This is a genomic window from Psychrobacter sp. TB55-MNA-CIBAN-0194, from assembly GCF_040309505.1.
GTDB classification, from domain to species: domain Bacteria; phylum Pseudomonadota; class Gammaproteobacteria; order Pseudomonadales; family Moraxellaceae; genus Psychrobacter; species Psychrobacter fozii.
In genome coordinates this window covers 28,148-53,141 of sequence record NZ_JBEOOW010000008.1, presented here as the reverse complement: position 1 = coordinate 53,141, position 24,994 = coordinate 28,148, and the positions used below count along the sequence as shown (strand labels likewise).

General features: G+C 41.9%; 20 protein-coding genes and 2 tRNA genes. 9 read left to right on the top strand and 13 right to left on the bottom strand.

Annotated features, from left to right (window positions below):
- The first annotated feature begins 112 nt into the window (after positions 1 to 112).
- The gene (locus AAEY75_RS10495) at positions 113 to 1,501 is read left to right on the top strand and encodes a GntP family permease (protein ID WP_352259548.1); all 1,389 of its coding nucleotides are present in this window, start codon (positions 113 to 115) and stop codon (positions 1,499 to 1,501) included.
- A gap of 516 nt (positions 1,502 to 2,017) precedes the next feature.
- Here AAEY75_RS10495 and AAEY75_RS10490 read toward each other — a convergent pair.
- From AAEY75_RS10490 to AAEY75_RS10465, 6 genes are all read right to left on the bottom strand, one after another.
- The gene (locus AAEY75_RS10490; protein ID WP_352259547.1) at positions 2,018 to 3,079 is read right to left on the bottom strand and encodes a hypothetical protein; all 1,062 of its coding nucleotides are present in this window, start codon (positions 3,077 to 3,079) and stop codon (positions 2,018 to 2,020) included.
- 81 nt (positions 3,080 to 3,160) lie between these two features.
- Positions 3,161 to 4,699 (bottom strand): YHYH protein, encoded by a 1,539-nt coding sequence (locus AAEY75_RS10485; protein ID WP_197218039.1) that lies wholly within the window; start codon positions 4,697 to 4,699, stop codon positions 3,161 to 3,163.
- Positions 4,700 to 5,016: 317 nt separating this feature from the next.
- Positions 5,017 to 5,994 (bottom strand): hypothetical protein, encoded by a 978-nt coding sequence (locus AAEY75_RS10480; RefSeq protein WP_197218037.1) that lies wholly within the window; start codon positions 5,992 to 5,994, stop codon positions 5,017 to 5,019.
- Positions 5,995 to 6,094: 100 nt separating this feature from the next.
- Positions 6,095 to 6,640 carry a hypothetical protein gene (locus AAEY75_RS10475; protein ID WP_197218035.1) on the bottom strand — a complete coding sequence of 182 codons (546 nt, stop codon included), beginning with the start codon at positions 6,638 to 6,640 and terminating at the stop codon, positions 6,095 to 6,097.
- Positions 6,641 to 6,767: 127 nt separating this feature from the next.
- On the bottom strand, positions 6,768 to 7,073 hold the full coding sequence (locus tag AAEY75_RS10470; protein WP_110923671.1) for a hypothetical protein: 306 nt from the start codon (positions 7,071 to 7,073) through the stop codon (positions 6,768 to 6,770).
- A gap of 26 nt (positions 7,074 to 7,099) precedes the next feature.
- Entirely contained in the window at positions 7,100 to 7,396 is a 297-nt protein-coding gene (locus AAEY75_RS10465) for a hypothetical protein (RefSeq protein WP_194363816.1), read from the bottom strand.
- A 651-nt stretch (positions 7,397 to 8,047) separates the two neighbouring features.
- Between AAEY75_RS10465 and AAEY75_RS10460 the strand changes: the two genes are divergently transcribed.
- Complete coding sequence (locus tag AAEY75_RS10460; RefSeq protein WP_352259546.1) at positions 8,048 to 8,590, top strand: redoxin domain-containing protein; 543 nt, start codon at positions 8,048 to 8,050, stop codon at positions 8,588 to 8,590.
- A 206-nt stretch (positions 8,591 to 8,796) separates the two neighbouring features.
- The gene (locus AAEY75_RS10455) at positions 8,797 to 9,591 is read left to right on the top strand and encodes a YdcF family protein (protein WP_352259545.1); all 795 of its coding nucleotides are present in this window, start codon (positions 8,797 to 8,799) and stop codon (positions 9,589 to 9,591) included.
- A gap of 60 nt (positions 9,592 to 9,651) precedes the next feature.
- Here AAEY75_RS10455 and AAEY75_RS10450 read toward each other — a convergent pair whose 3' ends face one another.
- The 7 genes from AAEY75_RS10450 to rsmH all read right to left on the bottom strand — a co-directional run bounded on the left by AAEY75_RS10450 (position 9,652) and on the right by rsmH (position 19,173).
- Entirely contained in the window at positions 9,652 to 10,572 is a 921-nt protein-coding gene (locus AAEY75_RS10450) for a putative RNA methyltransferase (protein ID WP_352259544.1), read from the bottom strand.
- A 228-nt stretch (positions 10,573 to 10,800) separates the two neighbouring features.
- Entirely contained in the window at positions 10,801 to 11,919 is a 1,119-nt protein-coding gene (mraY, locus tag AAEY75_RS10445) for a phospho-N-acetylmuramoyl-pentapeptide-transferase (RefSeq protein WP_110923675.1), read from the bottom strand.
- 3 nt (positions 11,920 to 11,922) lie between these two features.
- Positions 11,923 to 13,383: a UDP-N-acetylmuramoyl-tripeptide--D-alanyl-D-alanine ligase gene (locus AAEY75_RS10440; protein ID WP_352259543.1), complete on the bottom strand. Its 1,461-nt coding sequence runs from the start codon at positions 13,381 to 13,383 to the stop codon at positions 11,923 to 11,925.
- An 82-nt stretch (positions 13,384 to 13,465) separates the two neighbouring features.
- A complete protein-coding gene (locus AAEY75_RS10435) occupies positions 13,466 to 15,217 on the bottom strand; it encodes a UDP-N-acetylmuramoyl-L-alanyl-D-glutamate--2,6-diaminopimelate ligase (protein ID WP_352259542.1) in 1,752 nt (583 codons plus the stop codon).
- A 78-nt stretch (positions 15,218 to 15,295) separates the two neighbouring features.
- Positions 15,296 to 17,380, bottom strand: coding sequence for a peptidoglycan D,D-transpeptidase FtsI family protein (locus AAEY75_RS10430; RefSeq protein ID WP_110923678.1), 2,085 nt, complete (start codon positions 17,378 to 17,380; stop codon positions 15,296 to 15,298).
- A complete protein-coding gene (gene ftsL, locus AAEY75_RS10425; protein WP_110923679.1) occupies positions 17,377 to 17,859 on the bottom strand; it encodes a cell division protein FtsL in 483 nt (160 codons plus the stop codon). Before ftsL ends, AAEY75_RS10430 begins: the two co-directional genes overlap by 4 nt.
- A gap of 324 nt (positions 17,860 to 18,183) precedes the next feature.
- A complete protein-coding gene (gene rsmH / locus AAEY75_RS10420; protein WP_352259592.1) occupies positions 18,184 to 19,173 on the bottom strand; it encodes a 16S rRNA (cytosine(1402)-N(4))-methyltransferase RsmH in 990 nt (329 codons plus the stop codon).
- Positions 19,174 to 19,664: 491 nt separating this feature from the next.
- Here rsmH and gltX point away from each other — a divergent pair, with 491 nt between their 5' ends.
- From gltX to AAEY75_RS10390, 6 genes are all read left to right on the top strand, one after another.
- Positions 19,665 to 21,194, top strand: a complete 1,530-nt coding sequence (gene gltX, locus AAEY75_RS10415; protein ID WP_352259541.1) for a glutamate--tRNA ligase — start codon at positions 19,665 to 19,667, stop codon at positions 21,192 to 21,194.
- A 105-nt stretch (positions 21,195 to 21,299) separates the two neighbouring features.
- Entirely contained in the window at positions 21,300 to 23,042 is a 1,743-nt protein-coding gene (locus AAEY75_RS10410; protein WP_352259540.1) for an NACHT domain-containing protein, read from the top strand.
- Between the two features lie 195 nt (positions 23,043 to 23,237).
- Complete coding sequence (locus AAEY75_RS10405) at positions 23,238 to 23,615, top strand: hypothetical protein (protein WP_201592305.1); 378 nt, start codon at positions 23,238 to 23,240, stop codon at positions 23,613 to 23,615.
- A 122-nt stretch (positions 23,616 to 23,737) separates the two neighbouring features.
- Positions 23,738 to 23,813 (top strand) — tRNA-Ala (locus AAEY75_RS10400).
- Between the two features lie 145 nt (positions 23,814 to 23,958).
- Positions 23,959 to 24,034: transfer RNA gene (locus AAEY75_RS10395), tRNA-Glu, on the top strand.
- Between the two features lie 274 nt (positions 24,035 to 24,308).
- Positions 24,309 to 24,962 (top strand): LysE family translocator, encoded by a 654-nt coding sequence (locus AAEY75_RS10390; protein ID WP_194197881.1) that lies wholly within the window; start codon positions 24,309 to 24,311, stop codon positions 24,960 to 24,962.
- The last annotated feature ends 32 nt before the right edge of the window (positions 24,963 to 24,994 follow it).

Below are 24,994 nucleotides of genomic sequence, written 5' to 3'. Positions count from 1 at the left end.
TCTAGAAAGTATTATTTAATAAAAACTAGACTAAATTCTGTTTATAAGAAGAATCACCTGATTCACAAATTATAATTTAAAGCGTATTTTTCCATGGAAGGAAATTGAAACTATGAGCATTTTTGCTATTTTTTTGTCTTTGTCACTTTTGATATATTTTGCCTATAGAGGGGTTAGCGTATTAGTTTTGGCTCCCTTACTCGCTATTGTAGCTGTTGTTTTAAGTGGCGATAGCAGTCAAACCATGGGGATTTATACTGAAGTATTTATGCAGGGTCTTGGAGGCTTTGCTGTGAAATATTTCCCACTATTTATCTTAGGTGCGATTTTTGGCAAGTTGATGGAAGATTCTGGTTACGCCTATAGCATCGCACGCAACATCGTGGATAAACTGGGAGACAAACATGCTTTGTTAGCCGTCGTCTTAGCATGTTCAATCTTGACTTATGGAGGTGTATCAGCCTTTGTCGTTACTTTCGCAATATATCCCATTGCTGCCGCCTTATTTAAGCAGACGAACATACCTAAAAGACTAATACCTGGAGCCATCTGTATTGGCGCTCTAACCTTGACCATGACCGCATTACCAGGTTCACCTGCCATTCACAATGTTATACCGATGCCTTATTTTGAGACCGATGCATTTGCAGCTCCTGGTTTAGGCATTATTGCATCGATCGTTATGCTAGGCGGAGGTATGCTATGGATGAATCGCCAAACACGTATTGCAAGTGCAAATAATGAAGGTTATGGAAATCATACGTTAAATGAAAAAGAGCCTCACTCAGGTATCGACATACCCAATTTTTGGCTCGCATTATCGCCTATTCTCATTGTGATAATAGGCAACTATACTTTTTCAAAAATCATAATACCGTTATGGAACAACAGTTACTTAGCTGACGAAAAGTTTGGTGGTGTAGCCTTGAGCTCAGTTATTGGTATATGGGCCATTATTTTATCGTTGTTTTTAGCTTGTATATTTGTGATTGCTTCGAGTTTCAAAAGAATAGATAGTGTGGCAGAAAGTTTAAACAAAGGCGCTACCGGATCTTTACTGCCTATTTTTAACACAGCTTCAGAGGTGGGTTATGGTTCCGTGATTGCAACTCTGGCAGGTTTCGCGATTATCAAACAGTCTCTCATGGGAATTTCACCTGGAAACCCTCTCATATCAGAAGCAATCATGATTAACGTTTTAGCAGGTATTACAGGATCAGCTTCAGGTGGTTTGGGTATAGCGTTAGAAATTATGGGCGCAAGCTACATGCAATTGGCAGAACAATATAACATTGACCCCGAACTGATGCATCGTATAGCTTCTTTGGCTTCCGGCGGTTTGGATTCATTACCACATAATGGGGCAATAATAACAATGTTAACCATTTGTGGTCTGACTCATAGAGAGTCCTATAAAGATATATTTGCTACTGCTGTAATCATTCCTTTAATTGCTTTAGTCCTAGTCATCATACTCGGTACCGTATTTGGGTCTTTTTAAAGAGAAAAGCTAATGTCTATACCATAGAAAGGAGCACTGCCATTTATTGGAGTTATTATAGATAACTCTGGAAATTTGTCATATGCTCTTAGCTACGTTTACTCTTTCAAATACAGTTCCACCATATCCTTAGAGGCAGGCTTTGGTATGTGTTTTTCTAGCTGAGCATGACTCGTGTCAATAGCTAAGTAATGGTAAGCACTTCATCAGAATGCTACAAGATCAATGCTAAAGGCGATATCTTAGCAAGCAAGGTGACATTAAATCAGCCATCTATTAACGGTAAGAAGACGGTGACGTTTGTTAGTCAGTAGTTTATGCAAATATAGATGAATGTAGAGTACGCATTGGATACTCATACAAATAGCGAGGTTTTTTCTAACGTATGATCTGTCGTTAGGTTATAGAGCAAGCCAAAGATATACTTGGCTTGCTCCATTTTTCTAAAATAATTCCTGCCAACCTAAATATGTGTGTTGTCAGCTCGTTTGGAACAACACCAATACTTTCCAGATTTTATAATCCATTTACTGTGTAGCGTACGATAACTTCATTATCGAGTACTACATTGGTTGACCAAATGAATTCAGCATCTGCTTTTTCATTATCAAAAATATCTGTGAAATTGGTATAAGCTGATTTGTTGTCTACCCCAATGGTTTGGTTACTATAGGTGGTGGCATTCGGCCAACTAGAGTCATCAAAGTCTGCTTGTTGCCAGTTGGTAGGCAATTCCCAATGCAGGCCATAATCTGCCGAACTATCTTGCACATTGCCGGTGGTAACACAATTACTAGATAGGCGCTCGCTACCTGACTCACTAACACAGGACAAGTCTCTAATCGGCGCGGTATAAAAGGTTTGTGCTTTCCAGTTTTCATCGGTCTTGGCGATGATGTTGTTATCTTTATCTTTGATCACAGCGACGAGACCACCGTCTCCTGCATGAAACTCTGAGCCGTTATTACTCTCTGAACCAATACCTAAGTTTTCTTCCCAATCTACCAGATGCATAGCAACGGTAAACGGTGCTTTTGCCTTAAAACGTACAATGTTTGAATTGAACTGAGTAAATGGTACATTGTCACGTCCGACGGCTACGCCATTTACATACATCTCAAAATAATTATCTGCAAAGACGTAAGCGGTATACACTTCGCCATCTGCGTCTATTTCAATGATGTCTGAGCCATCAAGTTGAGATAAAGCTTCACTGGCGGTGCGATAGTCGTTGCCCGTACAAGGGTTGTTTAAGTCGGATGCCACTGGGAAACCTGTATTGAGCAAATTGGTCGCTGCTGGTACTGTCCATGTTTTACCGTCAGTTGACTGGATACTACCGATGTTGGTTTGACGACCGCGGTCACATTCATAGGCGTTTGTCACGTCAGTCTGAGCAACACCTTGGGTGATGCTAGCGGTGCCAGTATAGCTGCTGGCATCTGCACTACTTATTGATGCCGTCGTTTGCTCATTGGCATCGGTAGCCGCTGAGTCTATTTGAGTTTGGCTACACGCCGCTAGCAATACAGCAGATATTGTCGTGGTTAGCAAAGCAGGTATTAAAATAGGTTTCATTAGGATTCCTTAGCATTATATAAGATGGTCTAAAACTCAGCTTATTTGTCTCTATAACTGATTATTATCATTAGATGCACATTATTTTTTCTGTGTATCATCAGTGCGTTTATAAGTTTGTACAGTCGTACCCTCTGGATCAATAAACTCAAAAGTATAAGTATCTTTAGTCGCTTCAGTAGCACCCCAACCATAGTTAAGTTTATGCTCTTGACCGTCATGGGTATAGGTTAGACTATATTGAGTCGGGCTTATAATTTTGTAATCTGTGATCTCGGCTCCGCGCAAAGGCGTTAGCGCTGGACGAACGCCGTGCGTATGCGCTTGCGGTGCAATCTCATTTTCTGGCGCTGTCGTATCTGGGTTCACAGTGACCTTACCGCGCAAGCCTGCAATTAAATACGGAAACTCTGAGGTAGCATGGTATTCATAGCTACCGTCTTCATTGAATTTGCCTAGATATTCATCCAGCTCATCATCCGTTTCACCATAGACAGGAAAGCCGTCTAGTGCATAAGCAATGGGCTTACCTTCACCAACTTGTGACTGTAGATGAGTTGGTGCAAGATGATAATGGTAGTCATCAGCGCGTCCAGAATGCCCGCCCCAATTGTCTAATTCTCCGAATGCTTTGGCGTCCTCACCACGATTGTTTAATGGGTTGAATATAGGAATGCCATTGGCTGCAATCGCGATGGCCCCTTTCATAAAATTGTCTTTGGCCATCAAAGGCTCATCGGCAAGCTCAGGCTGTAAGGGAATGACCCAACTGTTCTCATTGGTATAATCCTGGTCGATAGGTACTTGCTGTTGCCAACTGGTGATACCTGTCATCATTTCATGGCTTGGGACACCATTTGATTCGACATACAGATATTTATCATCATGATGGGTACTGACGTTATCAAATGAGCCAAATACTGAGGTCATAAAGTCAATGTCATTGGCAGGTACTGGCAAATGAGCAATCGCCTCTTTCGTCTTTGCACCGATATTTTGGGCCGTCTCAGTACTGCTACAAGCCACAAGCAACGCAGCTGAACCCAATACACCAAAAACTGAATAGGCCATTTTTGAGGTTCGGTTTTTTTTGTGGCGTATATTCAAAACATAGAAGAAAACCAAACCACTCGCTAAGATCAAGCCGCCCAAGAGGTAGAAGAATAAAACAGAGCGCGTGTCACTGTTATCCGTTATAACAGAACTTTCCGCATCAATTTTGTTTAGCGCAGTCCCATTATCATTGGCGATAACAGTAGTATCGCTTGGATTTTGGATAGCCGTTAACTGATTACTACTTACTAGATTTTCAATCACTGCTAGCTGATTGATCGCTTGAATATGGGCGTTTTTTTCCAGAATATAGGTTTGATCATTGGCTGAAAAGTCTGACAAGTTAAAAGAGAGTAGCTGATGGTGACTGTCGGTTAGATAAACCATGTCGTCTTCTAATTTAATAAAATCAGCAGCGACACTAGGCTGGCCGATGATCTGCCATTCTTTGGCAGGCAGAGTATGTGCACTAGGATCATGGGCGTAGGCAGAGGTCAGTGATGAAACTTGTATGGCAGTGACAATAGCCAGCAAGCTGAAAGCTCGAGCCGTTTTTATAAAGGTCATAACACGCTCTCGTTTGGATTGATATTTGAAAATTAGTCATAGTCAGACTGATATGCGTATACGCACCTGTCTAACCATCGTGGCTACTCGTCGTTACTCACACAAAAAATTATAGTGACAAAATGATGAATTCATTATATTGAGAATATAATATCAATTTTTACTTTAGATACACTTTAAAAAATGTTAAGTCCTATTGCGTTTTTTACTATGGAAATCCCATAGACTATATCTTCGCCTGATCTACTATCATTAATCGCCATACAACGTATGACGATAACTAGCAGTGTTCTTATATAAGAAAGCATCGTGCAAAATCAAAAGCGCATCCCACTGTCTTCTAAACACTGCAGCGGGTTTTTATCAGACGCACAAGGTTGGATTTTTTTGAGTTCATCAAGCGATAGATATTCAAAATAATTGGTCAGTGCAACACGGGCGTCAGGGTCGTTTATAAAATAGCCGTCATCATATATTTTATCTTTCCAACTTGGATTTACTCGATACAAATAAGACTTATAGTCTATATTAGCTAATGCCTCGTCAGGGAGCTGATCAAAAGGGCCATCGTAATAGTTATTTTTGTAAACATTATTGGCATTAACGCCTACTAATATGGCAAATTTTTCCATAGGCAGGTAGACAAACTGAGTCCTAGCACCCACTTTAAGTACGTCGCTAAAAGGATAGTAAAATTCATCATCTCTGGATAAAGGATTAATATAATAGAAGTTATTGGTAGTAGGATGAAATGCCAAATAGAGTGTGACTCCCGAATCATCCATCATGGGTAGGTTGACTTCAAAACCTTGACTCTCAAGCGTCTTTACAAAATCAGCATCCGGCTCTATCTGATTAATCTCAAGATTTTTTTTGATATTTTTGAAAGTTAATTGATATAAGTTAGGTTGATGCTTTTTCAGGCTAAATATGTCTGATGACTTATATAGTTTATGATGCGTTTTAAATTCACCCCGTTCTTTTCCGGCTATGTCATAAAAATATATAAAGGATAAGCTGCCCTGCTGTCTTAACTTATGACCTACCAACATATTGCCTTTTATTAAGTTGCCTTGATGGTAAAAGTTAAAGTAATAATAGCCCTCTGAAGGGTAAATAGTGAGGGTATCGTCAGTCTGTGATAGCACATATTCAAAAACGTCATCTACATTATCAATATCAAGCTCAGTATCCTGATACAGCTCATTGATCATTTTCTCGTTAGTATTTAGGGCATTGGCTTGAGCAGAGTACAAAAAAAGCAGACTCACCAGTAGGTAACAAAAAGTTTTCATGAATACTCTCCAAAATGTGGCTTAGTACATAAAAAATGACAGCTAAACGTTTAACTGTCACCTTGTTCTACTCGTAGATAGCATATGTAGCATTGCTCAATTATTTTGTTAGCTTCATAGACTCAAGCTCAACGTTTTCATCGTTGATCCCTACTTTAGTAGTGATACAGTTATGGGTTTTACGGGTTTTACCAAATAGATGACCTGCGCTTTTCGCCAGTTCTTCTTCACCGCTCGTAAATTCGCGTGCTTTAAAAATCTTAAAAGATTTTTTGGGCCAATGCGAGTCAGACTTGCCCCAACGATGACCTCCTCGCTTAGTTTCAGTCATCTCACCTTCAACGAATGCGCCACAAACCTCGCCGTAGCTTTTGTTCGTCATGTTATTTTTTTCAGCAAACTCGGTTAGGGCTACTTGCGATGCATCCTCTTCCAACGGCACGTTCACCTTTGAGGACACCATGTTTGCCTTGCCCTTTTTCTTCTCTTTCCCAGTGGTGCTCCAATTATGAGTCCACGCCGCAATCGCACTGTTTTCCGTTACAGTCATACCACTTTTGGCACCTGCCATATCATCGGCAGCATGGCTGAGCCCTATTAGAGACATACTAAGTGTCAGTATCGTTATTTGCTTATAAATATTCATAATATACATCCTTGTGTAAAAGTATTTAATATCAACAAACCACTATGAATAGCTGAAACTACTGTAAAAAACTACGCTAGGTTTACCATCAAATGATCCACATGATGGATTTTCTCTCTGAGCCTCTTCAGGGTCTTGATTGATTCTTAAAGTCTTCGATAGCTTCAAGAGCTTTGTCTTTTCTTCTTTGCCAAGGCCATCTGAAACCTTGTTCTTTATCCATTTCAACATCATTTGAATTATTAATGGCACTGGATTTATTATCTGTCGGTACTTTTTCTTTTTTCTGCATGGTTGGTTGCACTGTTTCATTGACACTCATCATTGAGGTTTCAGAGATGCGTAAGTGTTGGGTGTCAACGTCTTCAGCATGAGAGATGATAGCTAACGGAAAAATAAAAATGCTAGTTAAAATGGCTTTCCATAATTTCATCGTGGTAGTCCTTTATAGTTAATGAACTAACAGCACTTTGGACGCTCAGGTGTCGCTACTTCTTTGTTCTTCTTCTGCCAAGGCCAGCGCCACGTTCTTTCTTTGTCCACTTCTACATCGCTGCCGTCTTGAATGGCGTTCGATTTTTCGCCCATATGATCATTATCATTGTGCATTTTCATGGTTGCTGGTGCCGCGTCATTGACACTCATCATTGAGGTTTCAGAGATACGTAAGTTTTGAGTATTAACGTCTTCAGCATAAGCGATGGTGGCTAACGGTAAAATACAGATGCTGGCGAGTACAGCTTTTGCTAATTTCATAGTTATCGTCCTTTATGGTTGCTTAACTCCGATACGTAAGATTAGAAATCCATACAGCCAATTAATTTAATTAGATAAACTAACCAAATTAATTAGTATAACTAGGTATAGCAGAAATATTCATCATTTTCCATGAATATATTTTGTGATAAATATGAACATCTTACTTAAAAGGGCATGCCAAAATACGAGCTCAACTATCCCATTAACTACCACTCGCTTTTTATCAATGAATAACCAGTGTGGAATGAACTGATAGCACAGCGTGGTGAGTAGGCTTAGGATAAGAAGTGGTTATATCTGTCCAATGGATACATAGTGTTTATTTGGTTGTATTGTTTGCAGACGAAAACCTATATAAGAGACTCGAAAAAGGCAATGAGATACAAGATTAAATGTATGACAGCTACGAGGATACGTTTGGTGATAGCTCCTATTAGAAATATCTATAATCAATAGTTAAAGGAACTGAAGATACGTTTTAGATTCATAAAATAAAAAGGATACCGACAGTCATAAAACCTTGCACTCGCTAACAAAAAGCCAACTTCATTGTTGAGCGTTTATTTGTAGTATCGGTACTGAGCATATTGAACGATCAATCAAATTCAACATAAATAACTTTTTAATAAAACGATAAGGATAAAAACAATGTCAACAGACTACACTCAAAAACTTCATGCCGGCGTAAAATTCCCAGAGATAGACGTAACCATGCTAAATGGCGAAGTAAAATCATTAGGTACGCTCGAAAACGGTCATGACTGGAAAATGGTCGTTGTTTATCGCGGTAAACATTGCCCAAAATGTACTCAATACCTCACTCAGCTTGAATCTATAAAAGAGTCGTTTGCTAAGGTAGGCGTTGACATCATCGCCATCTCAGGTGATAGCAAAGAGCAATTAAACGCGCACCTAGAAGAGCTAGATATTAACTTCCCTATCGCTTACGGTCTAACTGTTGAGCAGATGAACACGCTAGGTTTATACATCTCTGACCCACGCTCAGAGAAAGAAACTGATCATCCATTCGCTGAACCTGGTCTGTTTGTTATCAATGCAGAAGGTAATATCCAAATCCTTGATATTTCAAATGCACCATTTGCCCGTCCAGATCTAGAAGTGCTGGCTGGCGGCTTGGCTTTTATTAGAAATCCAGAAAACAACTATCCTGTCCGTGGTATGCATCGCTAGAGGTTGTTTAAATAGCAGTTTTATATATCTTTCAAAAAAAGAGCTCCCAATTAGGGAGCTCTTTTTTATTTGATGATTGATAACCCGCCTTAAAAATCCATATCCTATCCATCTATCATAATGTACGACTGTGATAATCTTAGACTCGTCACCTTTAAAACCATTTTCCAATATGTCGGTCATCTACATACAAGCGTATTATTTCTATGTCAAAAGCATTACTTACTAGCACTCGTGTCATCTTATTCACTATCGGTATCGTGATCATCGTTGACTGTGTTACTTTGATGGCTGTCGGTAAAATTAATTTTGGCTCGGTAGTACCGTTGCTATTAGGGATTGTCTTTGTCGCTCATGGGCTATTTTGGCAAGCCATTCGCAGATATTGCTGCCAAAACCTTTGGTTAAATCGTTTATGGTATGGACTGTGGGCTGCATTTACGCTTTGGCTTATCAGCTTTGGGCTTTTCATCTGGTCATTACAGCAGCAAATTACGCTTAGCATGCAGCCGGCACCGACTGTAACAGCGATTATTATATTGGGTTCGGGGACAGTTGCAGGCAAACCCACACCGACCCTCGCCAAGCGTCTAGACAGCGCTGTACCACTGATCAAATCACAACCTAATGCATTGGTCATAACCAGTGGCGGCGTGGGCTTTCAACGTACACGTAGCGAGGCCGATATTATGGCAACGTATCTACACGAATCACATGGCATTGCTTTCGAGCGTATTTTACAAGAAGGTAAAAGTACCAGTACCGAAGAGAATTTAGCCAATAGCGGAGACATCTTAGAAGCAAACGGGCTGTCTATCGCTGAGCCCATTGCTATTGTGACCAGTGACTTTCATACCATTCGCGCAGCCAGTATCGCCAAGCATCAAGGCTATGAACAGCCTATCACTGTCGCCAGTCCTACGCCTTTATCTATTCGCTATAATGCGTGGTTTCGAGAGTACTTTGCCTTTGTGAGTGGTTGGCTATTAGGAGAGTATTAATGCTAGCTATATTCTCATCATCAGCACTATACATCTATATAGGCATACTGATATAAGCAGCTACTTATCGGTCGTCTTTTGCAAAAAATAAACCACAAATTTTGCCTCAGTATTAAATGGCTTTGTTTCAACGGCTGTTAGTAATGCCTGTTTTTTCTCGTTACGTGCACGATACGCATAGGGCGTCATGGTCATCAAATCAGCCAAATCACCTGCTGATAACGTTAGCTCTGTACTGACACGATGAGTATCTAATAGCGTAAAATACGGTGACAACTCTGTTAAAAATTTATCAGAATCATGCTCGCGAACATCATCAAATAAGGCATCACGCATTGTTGCCAAGTGACCTGCATCAGGTTTGGCAATGATTAGATAGCCCTTATCAGCCAATACTTCAGCAAAAGCCTCTGGCAGAATGGGACTAAAAATACTACTGATACCCGTCATACTATGAGCGCGTAATGGTAGGTGCGCGGCGCTAGTGACTAACGGATAAATCGCTGTCGTCTGAATAGATGTCTCTTTATTTTGTTGATACCACAACCGACCTGCTGCTTTACTGGCTTTAGCCAATTCAACCAATGCAGGTTTACTTATATCAGCAGCGATTAGAGTGTCTATGACATCCGATCCCAGTTGCGCCATTGACTGTGTGTAGTAGCCTTCTCCGCAACCAATATCCAACCAATTTACCTGTTCATTTGGCGACAATAACACCACCATTTTTTGGCAAATTAAGTCATTTAATGGCTGATAATGCCCAGCATGCAAAAACCGCTTGCGAGCCTCAACAGACTGCTGACTGTCTCCCGGTGCTTTGGATTTTTTTTGTTGGACTGGCAGTAGGTTGACGTAGCCCTGACGCGCCACATCAAATGGATGTACCGTTTGTCTAGGGTGTAGGCTACCATCACAGCGCCACGTATCTGCAGCAGGCTGTAGTGGAGATTGGCAAAGAGGGCAGATAAATAAAGACACGAGTTTCTCAAAGTCATACAAATATGACTGACATTTTAGCAAAATTCGAGTTAGTTCATGCAGAAAAGAAGCTATTAAAAACGTGATGGCTGGAAAACAAAAAGCCACTTCAAATAGATTTGAAGTAGCTTTTTAAGCAACAGTATTGATATTAGTTCAACGTCAATCAGAATGACGATATCGACATAGCTTTAAAACTAACGAACCTTTAAAGTTAACGTAGCTTTATTAACGTAGTTTTAAAGTCATAAGACCTAAAATAACAAGAATGATAGCGATAATCCAAAACCTTGCCACCACTTGCGTTTCTTTCCAGCCAATTTCTTCAAAGTGATGATGTAATGGCGCCATACGAAAGACACGTTTTTTGCGCAGTTTATACGAGCCAACTTGTAGCATAACTGATAGCGCTTCAGCGACAAACAGACCACCCATAATGGCGAAGGCAATCTCTTGACGAGTCATAACCGCAATCGTACCTAGCATCGCACCGAGGGCAAGTGCGCCGACATCACCCATAAATACTTGTGCTGGATGCGCATTGAACCATAAGAAACCAAGTCCTGCGCCAATCATCGAGCCACAGACAATGATGACTTCAGAGTTGTAAGCGATATAAGGTACATGTAAGTAATCAGCAAAGCGTACATCACCTGATACATAGGCCATCGCACCTAAACCTGCCGCGACTAAAACCACTGGCAAGATAGCCAAACCATCTAAACCATCGGTCAAATTGACAGCGTTAGAAGCACCATTAATCACAAAATAGGTAAAGATAATAAAACCAATGCCAAAAGGCACTGCCGAAAATGGAATCATCCAGTCTTTAAAGATAGGTAATAACAAATCCTGCATCTCGCGGGTAGTTGCGATATCTGGCTGTAACGTCGCGATATAATACAAAGATATACCGACAAATAACGCGCCCATCGATAACCAAAAATACTTTTTGCGAGCGATTAAGCCTTTAGGGTTTTTATATTTAATCTTGAGCCAATCATCTGCCCAACCCACTGCCCCAAAAATAACCATGACAACGAGCAAAATCCAGACATAAGGATTGTTTAGACGTGCCCACAATAGCGTCGATACCCCAATGGCACTGAGAATCAGGACACCGCCCATGGTTGGTGTACCCGTTTTAGCCAAATGCGATTGTGGTCCGTCATTACGAATCGCTTGACCGTACTTGAGCGAACGCAGATGTCGAATGACAGGTCCACCCAACGCCATACTAAAAGCAAGCGCGGTCACGACCGCAAGTAATGCTCTCAACGTCAATGAAGAAACCGCAGAAAACGGCGTATAATACTGGCCAAGCCAGCCAAACAACCAAACTAACACCGCCTACTCCTCGACTAGCGCATTTATAAGAGTTTCCATTTCCATGGAACGAGAGCCTTTGAACAACACAGTACAAGGCTTCGCTTGTTGCGCTTGCAAATACGGCTGTAAATACTGTAATAAACTGTCTTTATCCGCAAATGCATGGGCGCTAATATCAGCAATCTCTTGCGCGCCAGCCACGGTATAAGGGGCATACTCACCAACACAAAGCAGTACATTGATGCCTGTAGTTGCAATAGTACGGCCCAAACTTTGGTGTTCGCTCACGGCTGCTTCACCGAGCTCACCGATATCACCTAGCACCATCACTTGTGTACCTGTTTGCGCGGCCAATACTTTGGCTGCAGCACGTACCGAATGAGGATTGGCATTATAAGTATCATCAATTAAGCGATGCATACCAAGCAACTGACTGTTCAAACGGCCTTTGGCTGGACGGGCATTTTCAAGACCAATCACGATGTCACTGACAGCAATATTGAGTGCATGCGCACAGGCAGCAGCGGCCAAGGCATTATTGACATTATGCTCACCAGCCAGTGGCAAGTTGATATCATGAACTTGGCTACCAATATGCAATTTAAACTCACTGCGCTCAGGCTCTACATCGAGATGGCTAGCACTGACATCGGTATTACCAAATCCAATCACATGTGAGGTATGCTTTTCAGCGATACGGCGCAGTTGATTGGTAAAATCATCCTTATCAGGAACAATCGCAAACTGGTCATTGGTTAATGTGCTATAAATCTCAGCCTTGGTCTGGCAGATACCTTCGCGACTGCCAAACTCACCCAGATGCGCGGTACCAATATTTAGGATACAAGCTACATCAGGTTGAACAATCTCAGTCGTATAGGCAATCTCACCGATATGATTAGCACCCAACTCCAAGATAGCATAACGATGATGATCCGATAGCTCAAGCAGCATCATCGGTACACCCAAGTCATTATTTAGGTTGCCACGGGTAATCAGTGTTGGTGCCAATCTACCAAAGATACTACCAAGCATCTCTTTGCAGGTGGTCTTACCGCTAGAACCAGTGATTGCAATCACAGTCAAATCTGTGTGCTGCTGGCGACGATACGCAGCCAACTGACCTAGCGCTAAGCGTGTATCACTCACTACTAACTGCGGAATGCTATTTGGACTGGTGATAGGACGCGATACGATAGCAGCGATAGCACCTTTTGATGCCGCCATATCGATATAATCATGACCATCAAAATTGTGGCCGCTCAGCGCTAAAAATATATCACCCGGCTTTATCGTGCGGGTATCAGTAGCGATACGATTGCCAGTAACAGCATCGTTGGGCAACGCGGTTTGTCCTGCATTTATTTGTTCTGGTGATAATTGCCAATGACCATCAAGAGATGCTGTCGCAGCAAGCAGATTATCTACTTGCCAGACATACAGCCCTTGCGACTGAGTGGCAGTATCGTTGTCGGCTGTCATAGTGATTACCTTATATGATGACTACTTAATTTTTATAAATATTAGAAATATTTGTGACGTAAAAGCTATCCCATCTGATTGCCTATACTCGGCCCGCTTGTGCTAGCGTTTGCTGCAATATCACACTGTCATCGAAATCATAACGGACATGATTAATCTCTTGATACGTTTCATGGCCTTTACCAGCGATAACGACAATATCATCGGCAGCAGCATGACTGACAGCATACTCAATAGCGGCTTGGCGTGCAGGTTCGATATGCGTACGCTGGTATTGCTCTGTATTCATACCAGCTTGCATGTCTTGCAAAATGACATTGGGGTCTTCAGTACGCGGATTGTCAGCGGTTAAAACAACTTGGTCGGCACCCGCTAGTCCCGCTTGTGCCATCAACGGACGCTTACCAGCATCACGATCGCCACCACAGCCAAACACCGCCCACAGCTGTCCCTTACAATGAGTCTTGAGACTGGCCAGCACTTGGCTCAATGCATCAGGCGTATGGGCATAATCCACGATGAAACAGCCATCATTGGACGGTACACGCTGCATGCGTCCAACAGCACCTTGTAATTGCGGTACAACGGCGGCTATACGCTCAATCTCACTATATATACCATTATCAACATCGTCCGAGCTCACATTAAGCGCCACTGAAGCAGCAATAGCCGCGAGCAAATTAGCGACGTTAAAGCGTCCTAGTAATGGACTCACGATGTTTATATTACTTATATTATGATTACCAGAGCTATCACTTTTAATGCTACTACGCAGAGTAATTTCGACACCTTGTAGGCTTGGCTTAATGTCAGCCGCCACAAAAGTAGCCGTCTTTGATGCATCCAAACTATAAGTCCAAACGATTACATCACTGGCCTGCGCAGTATCGATCATAACCTGCGCATACTCGTCATCGATATTGATAATGGCATGCGTCAAATCAGGAAAATGCGCTTTATCAAACAACTTGGCTTTTGCCGCAGCGTATTCGGCCATATCGGCATGATAATCGAGGTGGTCACGGCTCAAGTTGGTATAAATCGCCACAGACACTGGCATGCCTTGCAAGCGCTGCTGATCTAATCCATGAGAGCTGGCTTCTAATGCTAATAGTTCAGCACGCTCTGTGCCCATTTGATACAAGAACTGCTGGACCGCTAAGGCATCACCCGTGGTATGGCTGGCCTGTACCAATGCACCAAGTCGACCATTACCCGCTGTACCCATCACTGCACTACTCATGCCAGTTAATTGGGTTAATTGCGCCACCAATTGGCTGATAGTGGTTTTGCCATTGGTACCCGTTACAGCAACGACCCTTGGTAAGGTCACTGACTGCCGATATTGCAAACGAGATTGGATTAAGCTGCCTAAAAAGTCACGAATATTGGGTACGTATAATACTGGACAAGGCAGCGCAGCTAATTGTTGCTGTGCGTTCGAGACACTATCCCCTGATAAGGCGATATCAGTAAAATTTGATACATTCGCCGTAGCAAACAGCGCGATAGGATCGACTTCCGATACAATAAAAGCCGCATTCTTAGCAGCTTGGGATAGATAGTCTCGGCTTTTTTGACAGTTTGGTGTTTGGCTTTTTAAAAGAACAAATGCATCATTCATTTCAAGCTGACGACTGTCTAAACGGAACTGATGAAATGGGATATTAGCGATTACATTTATATGATTCGACTTCTCTTGAGTCGCCGCCTGATTATCCGATGCCGCTACCATCGTCGTCCATGCCTGCTGCAAACCCTGTTTATGACTGCTATTGGCTTCAAGCAATTGTTGCAAGGTAACAGGAGCATTGCTCGGCGATGAGATAGTCATTGGCAAATCCTAAATAGTTAAAACAAATCGAATAATTAAGCGCTAAACATTCAAAAACGGTCAGTTACACTTTTACTGCTATGGCTCTTCCGTTTTTAACGGCTTGTCCAAAGGTACATTATATAAACGTAGCGCCTCTTTCATGACGTTATGGAACACAGGGGCTACCGTCAAGCCAGCATAAATTTGACCGCGTGGATCTTCAATGAGCATCACACCCACTAACCTTGGATTAGACGCTGGCGCCATGCCAGCAAAGACGTTGCGGTACTGGTCAGTATAATAGCCGCCATCTGGATTAATACGGCGCGATGTACCTGTTTTACCAGCGACACGATAACCATCGATAGCGGCAGCTTTTGCCGTACCACCCTGCTCGGTGACACTTTCTAGCATTTGGACAATCGACATTGCCTTTTCATGCGCCATAATACGCTTGCTCGGTAGCGGCTTATCATTTTTGATTAGGGTCAATGGATGCATGACGCCACCTGCGGCTAGCGCTGAGTAAGCTTGCGCCACCTGCGCCAGAGTCACTTGTAGGCCATAACCATAACTGACGGTTGCACGGCGTGCTGTCTCTTTCTCTTTTGGTGTCACAACCAGACCACTTCCTTCACCAGGGAATTTTAATGGTGTCTTCGAACCAAAACCAAACTGCCTTTGCATATTACTAATAGCATCGGCTGGCAGTGATAGCGCAATCTTAGTCGACGCTACGTTACTAGATTTCTGTAATAGCGTTGCCAGATTAATCATACCCAGATTATTGTGATCCCGAATGGTATAGCCACGCACACGAATAGATCCAGGATTGGTATCGATTAAAGAGGTCGGTGTATATTTACCAGAATCCAAGGCGGCAGCAACCGTAAATGGCTTCATTACTGAACCCGGTTCAAACACATCAAGGAGTGCACGATTACGCTGGTTTTCACCAGTCATCTCATTTAGGTTGTTTGAGTTAAATGACGGCCATGTCGACAGTGCAAGAACTTCACCCGTTTGCACATCGACGATCATACCTGTTGACCAACGTGCTTTTTGTAAACGACCTGCTTTTTCTAGCTCTTTATAAAGCAAATACTGCAAGCGCGAATCAATGGTCAATGCCACATCTTTACCCGGTATTTCGGGTTCAATTTGCTTAATTTCTTTTAGGCTGTTTTGTTTGGCATCTTTTAATACCAATACTTTACCATCATCACCTGCCAGCTCGGTTTCATACTGACGCTCGATACCGGCACGACCTTCATAACCCCCTTCAGGGTCGCTCGCACTTTGTCCCATAAAGCCCAATAACTGCGAATTTGGTTGCGGCTGCGGATAATAGCGCTGAAAGAAATTCTTTTCATAGATGCCAGGGAAATCAAGCGAGCTGACACTCTGAGCAATCTCAGGCGTTACTTTATTCAACAATGGCAGATAATGCGAGCCTGCGCCCGACGGCAGTGCGGCTTTTACTGCTACTTCGTCAGTGACATCAATACTGTCATCAATGGCGGTGACTTTTTTTAACTCGTCGACTGAGATGTTGGCAGCAGCAGCAAGCGTGGTCAGATCCATATTATCTAGACGCTTTTGCATACGCGCCTGTAATTGTGGACTGCTAGGGTTGGTAAGAATAATCCGCTTTAGTTCATAATATTCACGCGAATAATCATGTGGACTAAAAGACACGGTGGCAAGTGGTGCGCTGACGGCTAATGGCAGGTCATTGCGATCGGTAATCATGCCACGATAGGATTTTTGCGTACGCACGCTGGTAATAAGCTCATTACCTTTATCTTGATAGAACTGCGCATTAGCGACTTGTAAATAATACGCACGAGCTATGAGTAATCCCAATACGACCAGTGCGATACCCCAAATAGTACGGAAGCGATTCTTATCATGCTCAAAGCCGCCACGAGAGGAAGCGCCAGACGCCTTACCCAAAAATGCTCTTTTGGCTTTTTGATTTTTGACGCTGGTATAGGCACCCTTATCTTCATTCTTTTTTAGGCGATCAAATAGTTTGGCTTTACGGTTACCAGAAGATTGTTTTTCAGGCTTACTGCTCGTTTGTCCAGATTTAGCCGCGCTAGCAGGACGCAATGGCTTAGTGACCTTACCGCTGGCTGGTTTTTTTCTGGTACTTTTGACAGGTTTTTTATCACTCATTGTCCTGCCTCCGCTTCCGTAACATCAGGAGACAAATCCGTAGAAGCCCGTGGTCCAACAGCATATGACTCTTCGTCATCTGAATCAGTAGTGTCCACTGGTACCAATACCGTAGCGGCTCCTGGCTGGATAATGAGCTTGTCTTTAAGGGTTGGTGAGAACATACCCAACTCAGACACAGCACGACTGGCAATTTGCGGTGTCGCACTAAATGTCTGTTGTTCAATGAGCAAGCGCTGGTGCTCAACTTGTAGCTTACGCTCTTGTTTTTTCATGTCTTGCAAGGTTTTATAGTCCTGATGATATTGCTGAACGCCTTCGGCTGTTTTGATACCGCTCCACACAATCGCAGCAGCTATTATCAATAGCACTGCCACATAGATACTGACCACATTAAATCGGCGCACGAATAGTTCGCCGATATCGTTATTATAGGGCGGTGCGGCGCGACGTTTTGTCGGTTTGTCAGATATTGCCATGACGATCTCAAAAATTGAACTTCAAAATATAAAAAGCGATAACCGTCTATGAGTGATGCAACACTCATGAGCCATCAGCACCATCAGAAAAGATAAAGGTAAAACCAAACAGACAAAAAAGAAAGCAACTGTCGAGCCTAGCAGAGAATGTTTACAGGTTTTTAACAGCCACGTAACCATTAAAACATCAGTCCTATCTCATAAACAGATAGCTGACCAAATACCATGCCCGAGCGTTGAAACATCTAAGCACTTATATTTCTAAACACATATATATCCAAGTACTCAGAATAAGTAGATATTTATGTACCAACTATCTAGACTCTACTGGTCGCCGACAGGTAGATATTCGATATCCGTACGTGTTGCCATGCGCAACCATGCACTACGCGAGCGTGGGTTTTGACTGGTTTCAGCTTTGCTCGGACCCACACGCTTAGGCTTGCTAAAGTAACGTGGACGATTGGGCGGCATCGGTAGCTTTTCGTCTTCTGGGTACTGACCTTTGCTATGACGCTGCAAAAACTGCTTGATACGGCGATCTTCAAGTGAGTGAAAGCTAATAACCGCAAGCTGTCCACCGGATTTCAAAATTGGGATACTTTGTTCTAAAAAGGCATCGACATCGCCAAGCTCATTATTAATAAAAATGCGCATGGCCTGAAAGCTCTGAGTTGCCGGATGCTTGCCGCGCTGCCAATTAGGATGCGCAACTTTGATCACTTCTGCCAACTCAAGCGTGGACTCAAAGCTGTCCATTTGCTTAATCGCACGTGCAATACGGCGGCTATGACGCTCTTCGCCAAAGTCATAAAGCACATTAGCCAAGGTTTCATCATCAACTTTCATCAGCCATTCAGCGACCGATTGGCCACGACTGGTATCCATGCGCATATCAACCGCACCATCACGCATGAAGCTAAAGCCGCGACTGCCGTCATCAATCTGCGGTGAGGAAATCCCCAAATCCGCCATCAAGCCGTCAACTTGCACGATGCCCATGGCTGCTAGACTGTCCGTTAATGTCGCAAAGCTGTCATGAACCACTTTCACGCGGCTGTCTGTACTTGCCAGCTCTTGAGCCACGCTTATGGCTGTCGGATCTTTATCAAAAACAATCAACTGCGCGTCATCGGCAAGCTGACTTAATAGTAGTCGACTATGTCCACCACGCCCAAAGGTCGCATCAACGTAAATACCGCTTATCTGCAAGCCATTCTGGTCGTTATCATCCGTTTGCTTCGGCAAGGACTTGACGCCCAGCACGGCGGCGACTGTTTCTTGCAGCAACACCGCGTCATGGACAAAGCTCAATTCGTCAGAGGTTGTTTTATCTGTTACAGATACTTGGGCAGACTGATCAGCAGACGTATTCTCTACCGTAGACAAACTAGCCGCTGAGTCAGAGTGCTCAGCGGTTGACGAAGGAGTTGCTGTAGATTTTGACTTATTTTTTTGCTTATTATTTAATAATGACACACACGACTCAGTAGATGACGACCATTTTGGCCAGTAATAGTGAAAAATCAGATGAAAATAAACAAGTTATGCCTTGCCTAGCATTATTATCGCAAGGATATATCTGTAGTCAAGCGCTAGAAGGGCTTTTCATTAAAAATATCCTATCTCTCTGTTATACTAGCGCTATATTTTACGCTATTTTTCTACTTTGACGACTATTGTTTCATCCGTATTTTTTATTCAAATATTTCATGCATATTTGTCATTGCGATTTTTTATTACCCTCTTTCACTGCTAAATTCATTAACCAACACATTCATTAACAAACGTATTTTGAGATTCCTATGACCCAAACATCGACCCAAGCACCAACGCGCCCTGTTCGTACTCGTATCGCGCCTTCACCGACTGGCTTTCCTCACGTAGGAACAGCTTATATCGCACTATTTAACTTGGCCTTTGCTAAAGCGCATGGCGGCGAGTTTATTTTGCGTATCGAAGACACTGACCAAACACGCTCAACCGAGCAATCAGAACAAATGATTTTAGACGCGCTACGTTGGGTCGGTCTAGATTGGAGCGAGGGTCCAGATATCGGTGGTCCTCATGCCCCTTATCGTCAGAGCGAGCGTAGCGACATTTATACCAAACACGCTGAGATACTCATAGAAAAAGACCATGCATTTCGCTGTTTTTGTACCAGTGAAGAGCTAGATATCATGCGCGCTGAGCAAATGGCCAATGGCGAGACGCCACGTTATGACGGTCGCTGTGCTCACCTTGCACCAGAAATCACCGAAAAACTGGTCGCTGAAGGCAAACCTCACGTGATTCGTATGCGTGTGCCTACCGAAGGTATCTGCCAAGTACATGACATGCTGCGCGGTACGGTTGAAATTCCTTGGACCCAAGTCGACATGCAAGTGCTGCTAAAAACAGACGGCATGCCAACATACCATTTAGCCAATGTCGTCGATGACCACTTGATGGATATCAGTCATGTGATGCGCGGTGAGGAGTGGTTGAACTCTGCGCCTAAGCATCAGTTGCTTTATGAATATTTTGGTTGGGAGATGCCAGTACTTTGCCACATGCCATTACTGCGTAACCCAGACAAATCAAAACTGTCTAAGCGTAAAAATCCAACCTCTATCACCTACTATCGTGATGCAGGCGTGCTACCTGAAACGTTGCTCAACTATCTCGGTCGTATGGGCTACTCAATGCCAAATGATGCTGAGCAGTTTACCTTAGAAGAAATGATTGCTAGCTTTGATATTCAACGTGTGTCACTTGGCGGCCCTATCTTCGATATCGAAAAACTCAACTGGCTCAATGCAGAATGGCTACGCGCCCTAACCCCTGAAGAATTAAAGAATAAAATCCTTGAATGGGCCAGCAACAGTGACAAACTAACGGCTATCGCAGCGGCGATTCAGCCACGTATCGAGCTATTGTCTGATGCGGTGAATTGGAGTGGCTTCTACTTCCAGAACCTACCTGCTATCAATGCTGAGAGCTTTACGCATAAGTCGTTCACACCTGAGCAAATCATGGACATGCTCCAGCTGTCATTATGGCAGTTAGAAGTATTGCCAACGTGGTCAGAAGAAAATATCTACGCCACGCTAAAAGGTCTTGCCGCTCACCTCGATATCAAGATGCGTGACTTTATGGCGCCGTTCTTTATCGCTATCGCTGGTAGCACGTCATCGACGCCAGTCATGAACTCTATGGCGATTATCGGTGCTGACATGACCCTAACTCGCTTGCGTCATGCGGTTGATGTATTGGGTGGCCTCGGTAAAAAGAAACTGAAAAAACTTGAAAAACAAGCGGCAGAGTTGCCAGATTTCTTAGCTGCTGCTGAGTAGTTTTTTAGTTAGAAAAAATAGTTTACAAGTACTATTAAAGCTATCCTAATCACTATACGATTAGGGTAGCTTTTTTTGATTAAATTTAAATGACAGGTAAACCTTATGAGTATTACGGCTGCTGTCCTAGCTACCTTATTAAAAGATCCTTTAACTAAGGCTCTAGGTTGGACGTTTAAGGAAGCATTAAAAGGTACTCGCAATCAAAATATAGAAAAATCACTTCAAACTCTTTCTGAAACAATCCTTGAAGTAATTAAGGTAAAAACTATTTATAAAGGTGATGATAGTATTAATTTACATGAATTTTACGTCGCCACTAAGATAGATAAGATTCAGGGAGCTGTTGACAGTATATTAAATATAAGTGATAAGTCTATAGTTCTAGAAGGAACTGTCGGTCAAGGTAAGTCTATTTTTATGCGTTACCTAACCTATCAGGAAGCTACAAAAGGTCAGAGAGTTCCTATTTTCTTTGAATTAAGACGACTTGAAGACAGCCAAAGTCTAAAAGCGGCTATTAGTGATAAGATCAAAAACTGGATACCACTATTCAATGATGATGATTTTGAAAAATTTGCTAGTAGCGGTAGCTTAGTTTTATTTCTAGATGGTTTTGATGAAGTACCGTATGAAAAAGTTGGTAGGTTGATAAATGAAATCGAGGGTTGGTGTGAGCGTTATGAAGATTTACAAATAATTATTAGCTCTCGTCCAGAAGCTGACATTCAAAAATCAAATTTCTTTAGAGTATTTAAGCTTTCTAGTTATGATTTTAACGAACAAAGTAAATTAATCGACAAACTTGTAGACGAAGAAGAATCCAGAAACTTGCTGAAAAAAGCTATTGAAGGTAGTACTACTGAGATACAGAACTTATTAACTACGCCACTAATGGTTACTTTGTTTATAATGAATTATCGGTCGAACTTAGAAATACCAACGAATCAAAATGAGTTTTATAAAGAACTATTTTCTGTACTTATTTCTCGCCACGATAAAACTAAACCTGGATATAAACGACCGTTAAATAGTGGTATAAGTGAAACAGACTTACAGAAAGTCTTTGAGCAGTTTTGTTTCGTTACAAACAATAGTGATAAGCTTGTACTTACGTATACAGAAGCCATTGATTTTATAGAATCTTGTTTAGATAAACAGAGTATAGACGCTAACTCTATAGATGTTCTTGAAGACTTTTCTAAAGTTATATGCTTATTACTGAAAGATGGTTTAGAGTATTCTTTCATTCATAAGAGTATCCAAGAATATTTTTATGCTAGCTTTATTTTGAGAAAATCGGAAAAAGCAAAAGAAAAATTCTATAAGAGATGTATAGAGAGTGGCACAATACATATCCGAGTAACAAATACTCTCGATTTCTTAAAAAGAAATGATACTTATAACTACAATAAGTATTATAAAAAAATTATTCTCAATGACTATATCCGCTGTTACCTCATAGTTGAAGACTATAATACCATTATAGATAATATCTATTGCAGCATTACACGCAAAGATAACAATGTTATACAGGTAAGTTTCATGCTGAACGATCTGGGGTCGTTTTTATCAACTATTTCATGCTGCCCCAGTAGTATAGACAACTTATTTGTCTCTATAAGTGAAAAACTGAATCCAGGTAGGAATATTGGCTTTCATTATGGGTTAGGCGACATTAATCAACCAAGTTATATTGGTTTTGAGAATTTGAATAAGATCCTTGATGAAGCTTCTTTAGAGTTATTACGTAAAGAGACAATAGGCATCGGTAATAGTTTCTTGCTAGAGCATAAAGAGATAGAAATTCATATAAATCAATTAGATGAGATAGATTTAGATTTGTAGGAATTTTTTCTATACAAGCGCTGTTCAAGCTAAGTTGAACACGTACTATAGTTGATCTAATATAAAAATGGTACAAGGCAACCGAGTGCAGACTTATATGTCATACTTCAAGCGAGGTTAACGCTTTTATAGTGGATTGATTATATACCTTAGCCAATCGATTTTTTAAATTAAATCTCTCATTTGGAATTAAACATGGCCGCCAAAACCGTTACGATAGAAAGCAAAGATTATGTCTTTAACACCCTCAAAGAAGCGCAGAAATATTATGATGCCATCGTAAAAGAGCTTTATGATGCAAAACTCACCCTGACAAAAGGTCAAGATTTTGAAGATTTGAAGTGGATATACACCACCTACTGTGGTTATACCAACCATAATCTAGACAAATTAAGCAAGTTTGACATCACTGGCTTTAAAGGTATCAGAACCGTCAGAGAAAAAGGGGGTCAATATATCCCTACTGAGTGCTGTGTCATCATTTTTTCTGATGACAACTCTAATTGTACCGAAGAAGAATTTTATACGGATAAAGCCATCAAAGAGATCTCTCTCAAGCAAAATCCACGCTGATTTGGGCTTGTTAAGCCATTAAAATAGGCTAAAACGCTTTTTTTTGCATATTTATGGATTATTTTTAAAATAGTAGTTGACAGGACTGTCGGTCTTGCATAAAATACGCACACTCTTAGCGAGGGGCTATAGCTCAGTTGGTAGAGCACTTGCATGGCATGCAAGGGGTCAACGGTTCGACTCCGTTTAGCTCCACCATACTATTTATTGCAATGCTCAGTACTACTGAAATTTATAATAGATACTCGCTAGTAGGACGATATCAGCACCTAGGCAATGCTTACTTGTAAGCTATCTGATATTGTGAAGTACCGTTGTAACCATTGGTTATAACACTCTATGCGTCCCCATCGTCTAGAGGCCTAGGACACCGCCCTTTCACGGCGGTAACGGGGGTTCGAATCCCCCTGGGGACGCCACTATTCGGCGTCACTTACTAGCACTTTTGCTTAGCATCAGATTAGACTAGTAAGCGAACAATAAAAAAGCCCAGTCATCATACGGTGATTGGGCTTTTTTATGTCTGTTGGTTTTCAAACATCTCTTAACCTTACTCTAACTATCAAATGGCTATTGGCACTATTGCTAACTCACTCAATGCTAGATACTATCCACCTTATAAGAGTTTTATAACTTCTATACAGACTGTATGACACACGGATAATTAGGGTTATCAAAACAAAGGGATTTGCTATGTTCGGTATTGAGAACTATCTAGGGTTTATTTTGGCTGCTATTTTATTAAACCTAACTCCAGGCACGGATAGCATGTACATCATTACCCGTAGTATTTCGCAGGGGCAAACGGCAGGGTTTTATTCTGTGTTGGGCATTACTTCGGGCATTCTGGTGCATACGCTACTGGCTTCACTAGGGTTGTCCGTGTTGCTTGCCAACTCTCCTACGGCATTTATGCTCGTCAAATATATTGGTGCCGGTTACTTGTGCTATTTGGGTGTCAAAATGCTAATGAGTAAACAGCAGCCCTTGATAGCCAGTAGTTTGCAGGGTAGCGAGAAGCCGAAATTCATCAAACCTTTAGACTATTGGCAAATATACAAGCAAGGTGTACTCACCAATACCTTTAATCCAAAAGTCGCATTATTCTTCCTCGCATTTTTCCCGCAATTCATTGACTCAAGCTACGCTTATGGCATGCTGTCATTTTTAATGTTAGGACTGACCTTTGCTGTTACTGGCTTTATATGGTGCTTGTGTTTGGCACTGCTGGCGTCAAAGTTCAGCAAAAAACTAAGAGAGAATCCAAAAATTGAATCAATGATGAATAAAATAAGCGGTGTCGTATTTATGGGGCTAGGAATTAAGCTGTTGACTGAGAAGAGTTGATAGAATTGGAATACACGGTAGAAGACATAATA

What these genes read in the sequence shown, in the direction of transcription:
- AAEY75_RS10465 (WP_194363816.1), bottom strand. Translation starts at nt 7,396, where the DNA reads ATGAAATTAGCAAAAGCTGTACTCGCCAGCATCTGTATTTTACCGTTA.
- AAEY75_RS10495 (WP_352259548.1), top strand. Translation starts at nt 113, where the DNA reads ATGAGCATTTTTGCTATTTTTTTGTCTTTGTCACTTTTGATATATTTT.
- AAEY75_RS10490 (WP_352259547.1), bottom strand. Translation starts at nt 3,079, where the DNA reads ATGAAACCTATTTTAATACCTGCTTTGCTAACCACGACAATATCTGCT.
- AAEY75_RS10405 (WP_201592305.1), top strand. Translation starts at nt 23,238, where the DNA reads ATGGCCGCCAAAACCGTTACGATAGAAAGCAAAGATTATGTCTTTAAC.
- AAEY75_RS10460 (WP_352259546.1), top strand. Translation starts at nt 8,048, where the DNA reads ATGTCAACAGACTACACTCAAAAACTTCATGCCGGCGTAAAATTCCCA.
- AAEY75_RS10485 (WP_197218039.1), bottom strand. Translation starts at nt 4,699, where the DNA reads ATGACCTTTATAAAAACGGCTCGAGCTTTCAGCTTGCTGGCTATTGTC.
- ftsL (WP_110923679.1), bottom strand. Translation starts at nt 17,859, where the DNA reads ATGGCAATATCTGACAAACCGACAAAACGTCGCGCCGCACCGCCCTAT.
- AAEY75_RS10410 (WP_352259540.1), top strand. Translation starts at nt 21,300, where the DNA reads ATGAGTATTACGGCTGCTGTCCTAGCTACCTTATTAAAAGATCCTTTA.
- AAEY75_RS10480 (WP_197218037.1), bottom strand. Translation starts at nt 5,994, where the DNA reads ATGAAAACTTTTTGTTACCTACTGGTGAGTCTGCTTTTTTTGTACTCT.
- AAEY75_RS10475 (WP_197218035.1), bottom strand. Translation starts at nt 6,640, where the DNA reads ATGAATATTTATAAGCAAATAACGATACTGACACTTAGTATGTCTCTA.
- gltX (WP_352259541.1), top strand. Translation starts at nt 19,665, where the DNA reads ATGACCCAAACATCGACCCAAGCACCAACGCGCCCTGTTCGTACTCGT.
- AAEY75_RS10455 (WP_352259545.1), top strand. Translation starts at nt 8,797, where the DNA reads ATGTCAAAAGCATTACTTACTAGCACTCGTGTCATCTTATTCACTATC.
- AAEY75_RS10435 (WP_352259542.1), bottom strand. Translation starts at nt 15,217, where the DNA reads ATGACTATCTCATCGCCGAGCAATGCTCCTGTTACCTTGCAACAATTG.
- AAEY75_RS10440 (WP_352259543.1), bottom strand. Translation starts at nt 13,383, where the DNA reads ATGACAGCCGACAACGATACTGCCACTCAGTCGCAAGGGCTGTATGTC.
- AAEY75_RS10390 (WP_194197881.1), top strand. Translation starts at nt 24,309, where the DNA reads ATGTTCGGTATTGAGAACTATCTAGGGTTTATTTTGGCTGCTATTTTA.
- AAEY75_RS10430 (WP_110923678.1), bottom strand. Translation starts at nt 17,380, where the DNA reads ATGAGTGATAAAAAACCTGTCAAAAGTACCAGAAAAAAACCAGCCAGC.
- AAEY75_RS10470 (WP_110923671.1), bottom strand. Translation starts at nt 7,073, where the DNA reads ATGAAATTATGGAAAGCCATTTTAACTAGCATTTTTATTTTTCCGTTA.